Source organism: Streptomyces sp. NPDC020742 (genome assembly GCF_040641675.1).
Taxonomy (GTDB): Bacteria; Actinomycetota; Actinomycetes; order Streptomycetales; family Streptomycetaceae; genus Streptomyces.
In genome coordinates this window covers 202,369-215,083 of the sequence record NZ_JBFAEA010000007.1, presented here as the reverse complement: position 1 = coordinate 215,083, position 12,715 = coordinate 202,369, and the positions used below count along the sequence as shown (strand labels likewise).

The 12,715-nt window shown below is 71.5% G+C and carries 9 protein-coding genes and 1 tRNA gene; 7 read left to right on the top strand and 3 right to left on the bottom strand.

What is annotated here, in order from left to right:
• Positions 1 to 288: 288 nt before the first annotated feature.
• The 4 genes from AB0G84_RS15795 (at position 289) to AB0G84_RS15780 (ending at position 6,366) form a co-directional block, all read left to right on the top strand.
• Entirely contained in the window at positions 289 to 465 is a 177-nt protein-coding gene (locus tag AB0G84_RS15795) for a hypothetical protein (RefSeq protein WP_361320366.1), read from the top strand.
• A gap of 316 nt (positions 466 to 781) precedes the next feature.
• Positions 782 to 3,325, top strand: coding sequence for an aminopeptidase N (gene pepN / locus AB0G84_RS15790; RefSeq protein WP_361320365.1), 2,544 nt, complete (start codon positions 782 to 784; stop codon positions 3,323 to 3,325).
• Positions 3,326 to 3,526: 201 nt separating this feature from the next.
• Complete coding sequence (locus AB0G84_RS15785) at positions 3,527 to 4,939, top strand: pyridoxal-dependent decarboxylase (protein ID WP_361320364.1); 1,413 nt, start codon at positions 3,527 to 3,529, stop codon at positions 4,937 to 4,939.
• On the top strand, positions 4,936 to 6,366 hold the full coding sequence (locus AB0G84_RS15780) for a SidA/IucD/PvdA family monooxygenase (protein WP_361320362.1): 1,431 nt from the start codon (positions 4,936 to 4,938) through the stop codon (positions 6,364 to 6,366). Before AB0G84_RS15785 ends, AB0G84_RS15780 begins: the two co-directional genes overlap by 4 nt.
• 206 nt (positions 6,367 to 6,572) lie before the next feature.
• On the opposite strand, the gene AB0G84_RS15775 is transcribed toward AB0G84_RS15780, so the two are convergent.
• Complete coding sequence (locus AB0G84_RS15775; RefSeq protein WP_361320361.1) at positions 6,573 to 8,384, bottom strand: 5'-nucleotidase C-terminal domain-containing protein; 1,812 nt, start codon at positions 8,382 to 8,384, stop codon at positions 6,573 to 6,575.
• Positions 8,385 to 8,557: 173 nt separating this feature from the next.
• Between AB0G84_RS15775 and AB0G84_RS15770 the strand changes: the two genes are divergently transcribed.
• Both AB0G84_RS15770 and pyk read left to right on the top strand, forming a co-directional pair.
• Entirely contained in the window at positions 8,558 to 9,289 is a 732-nt protein-coding gene (locus AB0G84_RS15770) for an SIMPL domain-containing protein (protein WP_361320360.1), read from the top strand.
• Positions 9,290 to 9,434: 145 nt separating this feature from the next.
• Complete coding sequence (gene pyk / locus AB0G84_RS15765) at positions 9,435 to 10,871, top strand: pyruvate kinase (protein ID WP_361320359.1); 1,437 nt, start codon at positions 9,435 to 9,437, stop codon at positions 10,869 to 10,871.
• A gap of 52 nt (positions 10,872 to 10,923) precedes the next feature.
• Here the strand turns inward: pyk and AB0G84_RS15760 are convergent, their stop codons facing one another.
• Entirely contained in the window at positions 10,924 to 11,712 is a 789-nt protein-coding gene (locus tag AB0G84_RS15760; protein ID WP_361320357.1) for a helix-turn-helix domain-containing protein, read from the bottom strand.
• Between the two features lie 83 nt (positions 11,713 to 11,795).
• Positions 11,796 to 11,878: transfer RNA gene (locus AB0G84_RS15755), tRNA-Leu, on the bottom strand.
• 89 nt (positions 11,879 to 11,967) lie between these two features.
• Here AB0G84_RS15755 and AB0G84_RS15750 point away from each other — a divergent pair.
• Positions 11,968 to 12,621 carry a response regulator gene (locus AB0G84_RS15750; RefSeq protein WP_361320355.1) on the top strand — a complete coding sequence of 218 codons (654 nt, stop codon included), beginning with the start codon at positions 11,968 to 11,970 and terminating at the stop codon, positions 12,619 to 12,621.
• Positions 12,622 to 12,715 lie beyond the last annotated feature (94 nt).

Here is a 12,715-nt window from a genome sequence, read left to right as displayed (position 1 = left end):
GCTGCCCGGGGCCCCGCTGCGCCGTGTGCCCGTGTGCCCGTGGCCGACGGGCCCCGGTCCCGGCCCTTCGCCCCGGCCTTTCACCCTGGCTCACCCCGGCCCTCGCCCCCGGACCTCGCCCCCGCCCCTTGCCCGGGCCTTTGGTCCCGGCCCTTGGTCCTGCGGGCCCCGGACGTTGGTCCCGCTCCCGCCGGGGTCCAAGCTCCTGCGCCCGTCCGGCCCTTGTGCCGCCGGTCATGGCCCTACGGCCTCTGGGCGGCCCGCCGTCCGCTGCCTAGCGTGAACGGCATGTCCTCCGCGCCCCGCACCAGGCCGCCGAAGCCCGACCGCGACCACCGCACGACGGTCCTGGCCGCCCTGGTCCTCGCCGCCTCCGCCGCGGCCCTCGCCTATGTGCTGCTCGGTGGCCACCACGACCCCGTCGAGACGGCCGCGGAGCCCCCTCGACCCCAGGCCCCGGCGTAGGGCGGTTCGTTCGGGAACCGCCCGCAAGCACGCGGCGGACGCCACCGCGGTACGGATCACCCTGCGGGCGGTGTGCGGGGGAGTGGAACTGCGGATCGCCAACGACGGCGGCGTCCCGGCCTGGACCGGACCGGCCCCCGCGGGTCGACGGAGCCCGCCGGTCCAAGGAGCCCGCCGGTCGACCGGCCCCGCCGGTCCACGGGCCCGCCGGTCCACGGGCCCGCCGGTCCACGGCCCCCGCCGGTCGACGGGGCCCGCCGTAAAAGCCCGCATAACCCCCGTGCACGGCCCGCCGGGAGTACGGCAGCATGGCTCCATGCCCCCACTGCAGCGCGACGAGGCGCAGAACCGAGCCCGGCTGATCGACGTCCACCGCTACACCGTCGAACTCGACCTCACCCAAGGCGACGAGCGGTTCGGCTCGCACACGGTCATCCGCTTCACCGCCCGCACCGCCGGCGACACCTTCGTCGAGCTCAAGCCCGCCGAGTTGCACTCTGCCACCCTCGACGGCCGGCGGCTCGACCCGGCGACGCTCGACGGCAACCGCCTCCCGCTGACCGGCCTCGCCCCCGGCGACCACGAACTGTGCCTCGACGCCACCATGCGCTACTCCCGCACCGGCGAGGGCATGCACCGCTTCACCGACCCCGCCGACGACGAGAGCTACGTCTACACCCAGCTGTTCATGGAGGACATCCAGCGCGTCTTCCCCGCCTTCGACCAGCCCGACCTCAAGGCCGTCTTCGAGGTCTCCGTCCGGGCCCCCGAAGACTGGACCGTCCTGGCCAACGGCCGCACCGAGCAGCTGGGCGACGGCCGTTGGCGGGCCGCCCCCACCCCGCTGATCTCCACCTACCTCGTCGCCGTCGCCGCCGGCCCCTGGCACTCGGTCCGCACCGAGCACGCCGGCCTGCCCTTCGGCATCCACTGCCGCCGCTCCCTGGCGTCCCACCTCGACGCGGACGCCGAGGAGATCCTCGACCTCACCCGCCGCTGCTTCGACCGCTACCACGAGATCTTCACCGAGCCCTACCCCTTCGACTCCTACGACCAGGCCTTCGTCCCCGAGTTCAACGCCGGCGCCATGGAGAACCCCGGCCTGGTCACCTTCCGCGACGAGTTCGTCTACCGCTCCGCCGTCACCGACACCGAGCGCCAGACCCGCGGCATGGTCATCGCCCACGAAATGGCCCATATGTGGTTCGGCGACCTGGTCACCCTCCAGTGGTGGGACGACATCTGGCTCAACGAGTCCTTCGCCGAGTACATGGGCTACCAGGTGCTGTCCGAGGCGACCCGCTTCACCGACACCTGGACCGACTTCGCCGTCGCCCGCAAGGGCTGGGGCTACGACGCCGACCAGCGCCCCTCCACCCACCCCGTCGCCCCCGCCCCCGACGACGTCCCCGACACCGACTCGGCCCTCCTCAACTTCGACGGCATCTCCTACGCCAAGGGCGCCTCCGCCCTGCGCCAACTCGTCGCCTGGATGGGCACCGAGGACTTCCTCACCGGCATCAACGCGCACTTCGCCCGGCACCGCTTCGGCAACGCCACCCTCGCCGACTTCATCGACTCCCTCGCCGGCGCCACCGACCGCGACGTCCACGGATGGGCCGAACGCTGGCTGCGCACCACCGGCGTCGACACCCTCACCCCCGTCGTCGAAGACCGCGACGACCACTGGAGCCTCACCGTCGAACAGACCGGAAGCGGCGACGGCACCCGCCCGCACCGCCTCACCGCCGGCCTCTACGACCACGACCCGCACACCCCCGGCCGCCTCGTCCCCCGCCCGCCGCTCTCCCTCGACGTGCCCGACGACACCCGCCACACCGCCGACGGCCGCCGCCCCGCCCTGCTCCTCCTCAACGACCAGGACCTCACCTACGCCAAGGTCCGCCTGGACGCGGGCTCCTGGGACACCGCCCTGGCCACCCTCTCCGGCCTCCCCGACCCGCTCACCCGCGCCGTGGTGTGGAACGCCGCCCGCGACATGGTCCGCGACGGTGAACTGCCGCCCACCGCCTACCTCGACGCGGCCCGCGCCCACCTCCCGCACGAGACCGACCTCGCCCTGCTCCAGGGCGTCCTCGCCTTCGCCCGCACCCAGATCGCCGACCGTTACCTGCCGGCACCCCAGCGCCACCAGGCGCTGACCACCCTCACCGCGCTCAGCCGCGAGATACTCCGGCGCACCGAAGGACCCGAGAACGGCAACCAGGCCGGGCTGCGGCTCACCGCCGTACGCGCCTTCATCGACAGCGCCACCTCCCCCGAGGGCATCCAGGACTGGCTCGACGACGGCAGCGTCCCCGGCGGCCCGCACCTCGACCCCGAACTCCGCTGGCGCATCCTCGGCCGGCTCGCCACCCTCGGCGCCACCCCCCTCGACGCCCTCCGCGCGGCCATCGACGCCGAACTCGCCCGCGACCCCAGCGCCACCGGTCGCGAAGGCGCCGCCCGCTGCCGCGCCGCGCTTCCCGACCCGGAGGCCAAGGAGGCCGCCTGGGAAGCGCTGTTCCGCACCGACGAGCACACCGCCCTGTCCAACTACCTCTTCACGGCCACCGCCGCCGGCTTCTGGGCACCCGAACACCCCGACCTGCTCCGCCCCTACGTCGCCCGCTACTTCCAGGAGGCCCCCGCGCTCGCCGCGGCCCGCGGCGCCGCCCTCGCCGACGCCGCCGGCCGCTACGCCTTCCCCGCCGCCCTCGTCGAGGAGGACACCCTCCGCCGCGGCGAGACCTGCCTCGCCGACGGCGCGCCCACGCCCGCCCTGCGCCGCAAGCTCATCGACCAACTCGACGATCTGCGGCGGGCGTTGACGGTACGGGCCGCGGCCGGCGCGCGGTAGCGCGGGCGCGGTGGACGGTGCCGCCGGCCGGCCGCCGGCGGCACCCGAACACCTGCGGTACACCCGTACCACCTTCGGGTGGTATGACTGCATGCAGTGGATACGGTGCGTACAGGGAAAGTAACTTAGGGCTGCCTCACGTCTCGTCCGCAAGGGAACTCCCTGCGGCCCGGCCCGCACTCCCTGACAGAAGAGCACCCGATGTCCGTGCCCCCTGCCGGCACCGCCCTCGCAGGCGGCACCCACGGCCCCCGCGCACTCCGCCCCCTCCTCGACACCGTCCTCGACGCCCTCACCACCGGTGCCGAGGACCGCGCCGGCCCCCTCCCGCCGGGCGGCCCCGAGGCCGTCGCCCGCGCCGTACGCGACGCCTGCCACCCCCTCCTCCCCGAACACGGCACCGGCCCGCACGCCGCCCTGCGCACCCTCGTCCACACCCTCGCCGCCGGCGCCGCCGACCCCGCCGACCCGCACTGCGCCGCCCACCTGCACTGCCCCCCACTGGCCCTGGCCACCGCCGCCGACCTCGCCGCAACCGCCCTCAACCCGTCCCTGGACTCCTGGGACCAGGCCCCCGCCGCCTCCGCCCTGGAAGCCCTCACCGGCCACGCCCTCGCCGCGCTGGTCTACCCGCACGCCCCCGCCCCCGACGCCCTGGTCACCACCGGCGGCACCGAATCCAACCAACTGGGCATCCTCCTCGCCCGCGAGGCCGCCGCCCACCACCCGGGGACCGGCCCCCTCCAGATCGTCTGCGGTGCCAATGCCCACCACTCCCTGCACCGCTCCGCCTGGCTCCTCGGCCTCCCCGAACCCGTCACCCTCCCCACCCCCAACGGCATCCTCACCCCCGACACCGTCCACACCTGCCTGGCCAACCTCGCCGGCCACACCGGCCCCGTGCTCCTCGCCGCCACCGCGGGCACCACCGACGCCGGCGCCATCGACCCCCTCCCGGCCCTCGCCGACGTGGCCGACCGGCACGGCGCCCGCCTCCACATCGACGCCGCCTACGGCGGACCGCTGCTCTTCAGCGACACCCACCGGGCCGCCCTCGACGGCCTCTCCCGCGCCCACACCGTCGCCCTCGACCTGCACAAACTCGGCTGGCAACCGGTTGCCGCCGGCCTACTGGCCGTCCCCGACCCCGCCACCCTCGCCCCGCTCGCCCACCAGGCCGACTACCTCAACGCCGACGACGACACCGAAGCCGGCCTCCCCGACCTGCTCAGCCGCTCCCTGCGCACCACCCGCCGCCCCGACGTCCTCAAGATCGCCGTCACCCTCAAGGCCCTCGGCCGCCACGGCCTCGGCGACCTCGTCGACCGCACCCTCGCCGCCGCCCAGACCCTCGCCGACCTCATCGAGGCCCACCCCCGCTACCAACTCCACTCCCGCCCCACCCTCAGCACCGTCCTCTTCCGCCCCGTCGGAGCCGACGACACCGCCCTCGCCGCCATCCGCCGCACCCTCCTCATCGACGGCCGGGCCGTCCTCGGCCGGGCCACCACCCCCACCGGCCTCTGGCTCAAAGCCACCCTCCTCAACCCCCACACCCAACCCGGAGACCTCAGCACCCTCCTCACACTCGTGGAAGGCCACACGCCCCGATGAGCACCGCCGCCGAAACCGCCCCCACCGCCGACCCCACCACCCCCGGCACCCCGCTCGACCTCGCCGGCATCGGCATCGGACCCTTCAACCTCTCCCTCGCCGCCCTCGCCCACCCCCTCACCGGCCTCCGCTGCGCCTTCTACGACCAGCGCCCCGCCTTCCACTGGCACCCCGGCCTCCTCATCGACGGCGCCACCCTCCAAGTCCCCTTCCTCGCCGACCTCGTCACCCTCGCCGACCCCGCCAGCCCCTGGAGCTTCCTCAACTACCTCAAGACCCGCGAACGCCTCTTCCCCTTCTACTTCGCCGAGCGCTTCCACATCCAGCGCACCGAGTACGACGCCTACTGCCGCTGGGTCAGCGAAAACCTCCCCGGCCTCCACTTCGGCCACCAGATCGACGCTGCCCGCTGGAACCCCGAACACGAAGTCTTCGAGATCGACTACACCCAGCTCGCCCCCGACGGCGAAGCCCAGGCCCTCGGCCGCACCTACGCCCGCAACCTCGTCCTCGGCATCGGCACCGCCCCCCACATCCCCGTCCCGCTGCGCCCCCTCGCCGACGCCCCCGCCGTCCCCGTCCTGCACTCCGCCGACTACCTCGACCACCGCGACAGTCTGCTCGCCGCCGGCCACCTCACGGTCATCGGCGCCGGCCAGTCCGGCGCCGAGATCTTCCTCGACCAGCTCCGCGCCCGCCCCACCGGCGCCGAAGGCCTCCACTGGCTCGCCCGCAGCCCCGCCTTCGCCCCCATGGAGTACAGCAAACTCGGCCTCGAACACTTCACCCCCGACTACACCCGCTACTTCCACGCCCTCCCCGAACGCGTCCGCGACGCACTCGTCCCCGCCCAGTGGCAGCTCCACAAGGGCATCGACCACGACACCCTCGCCGCCATCCACGACGAGCTCTACCGCCGCACCCTCGACGGCGGCTGGCCCGACGCCACCCTCACCCCAGGGGTCTCCGTCCGCACCGCCGGCCGCGTCGGCACCACCAAGGTCGAACTCCACCTGGACCACATCCAGCAGGGCACCCGCTCCCGCCTCACCACCGACGCCGTCGTCCTCGCCACCGGCTACCGCGAACGCCGGATGGACACCCTCCTCGCCGCCCTCGACCCCTACGTACGCCGTGACGCCGCCGAACGCCCCCGCATCGACGCCGACCACCGCATCGTCCTGGACCCCGCCGTCACCGGCTCCCTCTACGTCCAGAACGCCGAGACCCACACCCACGGTGTGGGCACCCCCGACCTCGGCCTCGCCGCCTGGCGCAGCGCCACCATCCTCAACTCCCTGACCGGCACCACCTCTTACCCCCTCCCCGAACGCACCGCCTTCACCACCTTCGGCCTCACCACACCCCCCACCGCCCGCCCCGGCACCGTCCCCCGCCCCGGCTCGACCCTCGTCCCCCGCCACTGACGAGAACGGCGGCGCTGCGGAGAACGGCGGCGCTGGCAAGGATGGCGCCACTGCCGAGAACGGCGCCCCTGCCGAGAGCAGCGCCCCTGCCGAGAACGGCGGCGCCGCCTCCCGCACCGCCGCCGTCCCGCCCCACCCGCCGGCTCGAAGCGGGCACACACGCCAGGTCAGCACGCCAGGCCAGCGCACCAGCCCAGCGCACCAGGTCAGAACACCGGCGCCCCGTCCCGCGTCAGCCGCCAGTCCACCGAAGCGAACTCCGCCGGATCGATCTCCTTCTTCTGCTGCACCCACCCGATGATCAGGTTCCGTATCTCGTCCGACGCCGACCACACCTGCTGCGTCGCCGCCACATGCGGGAAATTGCCGCCACCGCTCGCCCGGTAGTTGTTCACCGCCAGCACGAACCGCGCCGCATCGTCCACCGGCTTGCCCCCGAACATCAGCTTCCCGATCCGCCGGCCGGCCGGCTGGGCGATGTCGATCTCGTACGACACCCCCCGCACCGCGTCATAGTTGTAGTCCGGAATGCCGTCCGCATTCGTGATCTTCGACGGATCCACCGGACCCCCGGCCGGCGTCCGCACGTAATAGCGCGCCGAGAACTCCAGGTAGTCCCGCAGCTGCGCCCCCGTCAACACCCGCGCCTCCAAGGTGTTGTCGAACGGGTAGAGCGCCGCCATCGCCCGGATCGTCACATCCCCCTCCGGAACCTGCGCCGTCCGCGAGAAGCACGACGCCTGCGACAGCACCGGCAACGACGCATGCTCCGAACCCGCCAGCGCCGCCCGCACCACCTCCGCCTGCACCCAGGAGATGAAGTCCAACACCGGGGTGTCCTGCACCGGCGCCCGCTCCGCCGTCATCGCCGCCTTCGACCGGCCGATCACCCGGTTCACATACGCCACGACCTTCCGGTGCTCGGCCCGCAGCAGATCCGTGATCCGCGGATCCTCCGGCACCGCGTTCGCATTCAGCACCCGCGCACCGACCCCGGCCACCTCCCAGCCGCCCCGGTGCCACTCCACCGCCACATCGAAGACCGTCAGCCGCTGCCCCCACTTCAACGGCTCCGAGAGCACCACCTCCCGGCCGGTCGCCTTGTTCACCACCCGCCGCTCGGGAACCTCCACATGGGCATGCCCCACCAGCACCGCATCGATCCCCGGCACCTGCTCCGCCACCAGCGCCGCCGCATTCTCCACATACGGCAGCTGGTCCCCGTACGACGACGTTCCGCTCATCCCCGAATGCGCCGCCACCAGCACCACATCGGCGCCCATCGACCGCAGCTTCGGCACCCACTTCGCGGCCTGTTCCACCAACCCCGGAAACGCCAGCTTCCCCTGCACATGCGCCCGGTCCCACAGCGCGATCCCCGGATTCGTCAGCCCCAGCACCGCCACCTTCACCTCGCGCCCGTGCGGCGAGCGCAGCCGCTTCATCGCGTACGGACGGAATGCCGGCCGCAGCGTTTTCGCATCCACCGCATTCGCCCCCAGCAGCGGGAAATCACAGCTCTCCTCGAACTTCCGCAGCACCGGAATCCCGTAATTGAACTCGTGATTCCCCAGCGCCGCCGCGTCATAGCCGATCGCATTCATCGCCCGAGCCATCGGATGCACCGGGCCGTGCGGATCCGTGATGGGATCCACCTTCGCGTAGTAGTACGCCAGCTGTGTCCCCTGAATCGTGTCGCCCGCATCGATCAGCAGGGTGTTGCGCCGGCCCTTCGCCCGCCGTACCGCCGACACCAGCGTCGAGATCTTCGCCAGCCCCACGTCGTTGTGCGCCGGATCGTCGAACTCGGCGTCCGTGGTGTAGTCCCAGTTGAAGACGTTGCCGTGCAGATCCGTCGTGCCCATGACGCTGAAGGAGTACCGCTCCGGCCGGTGGCCGTGCCCCCGCCCGTTCCGCGAGCCCGCCTCCTCCGCCTGCGCCGCCGGAGCCCCGGCCAGCGCCATCCCGGCTCCCGTCACCACGGAACCCCCCACGAACGACCTGCGGTCGAGCGCCATACCAACTCCCTTGTCCCTGGGCCGACAAGCCTCACCGCATCCACGGCAACGCGCGTAGATTCTGGCGCAGCCGCCCCTCGCGCAACACCCCCCACGCCCACCGGCCCGAACACCCACCCCGCCCCACCCCGATGTGCGACCCTTCGGCCACCCACCTCCCCAAGGAGCGACCCATGACCGACCCCACCGACCCCACCGCCCCCGCCACTCCCGACGGCACCCCCGACCTGCCGTACGGCACGCCCGACGCCCCCCGTCTGGCCGTACGCGGCGAGGCCCGCCTCGAAGTCGACCCCGAGATCGCCCGGATCGCCCTCACCGTCAGTGCCCGCGGCACCGACCGCAGCACCGCCCTGGCCGATCTCACCCGCCGCAACGAACACGCCCTCACCCTCCTCAAGAGCTACGGAGACGCCATCGAACAACTGGAAACCGGCTCCTTCAGCCTCACCCCCGAACTCACCGAAAAGGGCCGCCACGAACGCGTCCGCGCCTACCACGGACGCGTCACCCACACCGCCACCCTCAACGACTTCACCACCCTCGGTGAGCTCACCACCCGCCTCGCCGACCTCGACCTCACCAGCGTCGACGGCCCCTGGTGGGCCCTCCGCCCCGACTCGCCCGCCCACCGCGCCGCCCGCACCCAGGCCGTACACGAGGCCGTCCAGCGCGCCCGCGAATACGCCGAAGCGGTCGGTGCCCGCCTCGACGCCCTCCTGGAGATCGCCGACCTCGGCGCCGAGAACGGCACCCCCGCCCAGACCCGCAGCATGCGGGGCTTCGCCGGATACGGCAGCGCCGCCGTCCAGGAATCCGCCCCCGCCCTCGACCTCGAACCCCAGCGCCAGACCGTCTACGCCAGCGTCAACGCACGCTTTACGATGACCCGTCCCGCGCTCTGAGGTGCGTCCATGCGGGGGCGGAATTCCGCTCATCGGAGCGCCCTCGCGCGCATTCCATTAGTTGTCAACAGCCTTTCATCAAGCGCTCGTTGAGCGGCCATCGCGCCACAGTCACCTACTGCCGGGTACGGCATAGAGTCGCAGCATGCGCCGAGCAAAGATCGTCTGCACTCTCGGGCCCGCCACCGACTCGTACGAGCAGATCAAAGCCCTCGTCGAGGCCGGAATGGACGTCGCCCGCTTCAACCTCAGCCATGGCACCTATGCCGACCACGAAATGCGGTTCGACTGGGTGCGCAAGGCCTCCGAGGAGATCGGCCGCAGCGTCGGTGTCCTCGCCGACCTTCAAGGTCCGAAGATTCGCCTGGGCCGATTCCGCGAAGGTCCCGTACTTCTCGAACGCAACGACGAGTTCACCCTCACCGTCGAACCGTCCGTCGAAGGCGACCGCCACCTCTGCGGCACCACCTACGACGGCCTGGCCGCCGACGTCACCACCGGCGAACGCATCCTGGTCGACGACGGCAAGGTCACCCTGGAGGTCACCGGCGTCGACGGCCCCCGCGTCCGCACCAAGGTCATCGAGGGCGGCATGGTCTCCGACCACAAGGGCCTCAACCTCCCCGGCGTCGCCGTCTCCGTCCCGGCCCTCTCCGTGAAGGACGAGGCCGACCTCCGCTGGGCCCTGCGCTACGGCGCCGACGTCATCGCCCTCTCCTTCGTTCGCAGCGGCCGCGACATCGACGACGTGCACCGCATCATGCGCGAGGAGGACCGCCTCCTCCCCGTCATCGCCAAGATCGAAAAGCCGCAGGCCGTCGAGAACATCCACGACATCGTCGCCGCCTTCGACGGCATCATGGTCGCCCGCGGCGACCTCGGCGTCGAAATGCCCCTGGAAACCGTGCCGATCGTCCAGAAGCGCGCCATCAAGCTCGCCAAGCGCAACGCCAAGCCGGTCATCGTGGCCACCCAGATGCTCGACTCGATGATCGACAACTCCCGGCCCACCCGCGCCGAGGCCTCCGACGTCGCCAATGCCGTGATCGACGGCACCGACGCCGTGATGCTCTCCGGCGAGACCAGCGTCGGCAAGTACCCCACCGAGACCGTCCGGACCATGAGCCGCATCGTCGAGGCCGCCGAGGAGGACATCCTCGCCAAGGGCCTCCCGCCGCTCACCGAGACCAGCAAGCCCCGCACCCAGGGCGGTGCCGTGGCGCGCGCCGCCGCCGAGATGGGCGACTTCCTCGGCGCGAAGTTCCTCGTCGCCTTCACTCAGTCCGGCGACACCGTCCGCCGCCTGTCCCGCTACCGCTCGCCCATCCCGCTGCTCGCCTTCACCCCCGACACCGCCACCCGCTCCCAGCTCAACCTCACCTGGGGCGTGGAGACCTTCCTGGGCCCGACCGTCAACTCCACCGACGAGATGGTCGCCCAGGTCGACGAGCAGCTCCTCGCCCTCGGCCGCTGCCAGAAGGGCGACGTCGTCATCATCACGGCCGGCTCCCCGCCCGGAGTCCCCGGCTCCACCAACCTCGTCCGCGTCCACCACATCGGCGAGGACGACTCCCCGAAGTAGCCCCACCCGCACCGCGATTCCGCTGGGCCGAGGTACTTGACTGCCGTCCCCGTCAGTACTTCGGCCCGATGTGTCGGTCCATGAGGGCGACGGAGGCTTTGCGGGCTACGGAGATGTTGAACGGGTCGCTGCCGCGGGCGAGGACGGTCCATTCGACGCCGACCTTCGTGAGGGTGTCCGAGAAGAGTCGCCGGATGTCATCGGACTTGTTGGTGAAGAAGTACCGCGGATACTCGTAGCGTTTGCGCTTGCCACCCACCATCCTGGTCGTCCAGTTGGTGATGCGGCAGCCGTCGGAGTGGATGAGGCCGCGGAGGAACTCCCAGGGGTGTGCGTCCACGATCCGCTGCTGCCAGGGCTCCAGGACGATCGGCCGCTCGTGTTTCTTGCCGGGGCCGTGCTGCGGGAACATGCACCATAAGTGCTTCGAGTAGAGCTTCACGTTGTGGCAGCCGGGCCTGCAGACCCGGCACACGGAATTGTCCGGGAAGACCGCGCGCATGGCGGCTTCGCAGGCATCCATGAGGCCCGGCCAGCCGTCACCGCACGTGATCATGAGACTCGGCACGCGGTGCGTCGAGTACTGGATGATGTGGCCGTCGCCGAGGTAGAGGGCCAGGAGATAGGAGTACGCCGACTCATCGAGCGTGCGCCCATCACAGCGTGGGCATTTCGGGTTGTGGGCGCCTGGGCACTCTCCGCGTTCGGCGCGGTCCCTATGTCGCCAATAGCCGATGGTGCCGAGGGGGATGCCCAACGCGCGGGCAACATCCGCGTTCCTTGCCCCCGCGCGGAGCTGGGCGATCGCCTTGTGGCGCACGTCTGTGCCGTGGAAGTCCATGACATCACTGTGCGTGACGCATCGCGAGGGCGGGGGGAAAGTGCGTGCGAACCACGCGAAGGTGCAATTCCGCTTTTTGAAGGTGCCCGGTGTGGGATTCGAACCCACATGCCCAAGGGCACGGCTGTTTGAGAGCCGCGTGTCTGACCAGTTCCACCAACCGGGCCGGTTGCGAGAGACACCCTACCGTGTGCATCCCGATGGCCGCCTCTAGGTAGGCTGCAATGGCACCACCTGCCTGGAATGAGGAGTCCCGTGAGCGCCGCCGAGCCCGAGCAGCCCGTCGCCGATGACGATCAGTCGCACGTCCCGCCGCTGACCACGCGCGTCGTGATCGCGGAGGACGAGGCCCTCATCCGTCTCGACCTCAAAGAGATGCTGGAGGAGGAGGGCTACACCGTCGTCGGTGAAGCCGGGGATGGGCAGACCGCCGTGGAGTTGGCCCGTGAGCACCGGCCCGACCTGGTGATCCTGGATGTGAAGATGCCGGTTCTGGACGGCATCTCGGCGGCCGAGAAGATTGCCGAGGAGAGCATCGCGCCGGTGCTGATGCTGACCGCGTTCTCGCAGCGCGAGCTGGTGGAGCGGGCGCGGGACGCGGGGGCGATGGCCTATCTGGTGAAGCCGTTCTCCAAGAGCGATGTGGTGCCGGCGATCGAGATGGCGGTGAGCCGGTTCACCGAGCTGAAGACGCTGGAGCAGGAGGTCGCCGACCTCACCCAGCGGCTGGAGACGCGGAAGCTGGTGGACCGTGCGAAGAGCATTCTGCAGACGCAGTACGGGCTGACCGAGCCGGCCGCGTTCCGGTGGATCCAGAAGACGTCGATGGACCGCCGGCTGTCGATGCAGCAGGTCGCCGAGGCGGTCATCCAGGACGCCGAGGAGAAGAAGCAGCAGAAGAAGGACTGAAGCAGAAGGACTGACTGCCGTCGTCCGCGTGTGCGCGGCCCCGCACCGGTGTCCGGTGCGGGGCCGCCGTGCTGTGCGGGGGCGGTGGTGCGGG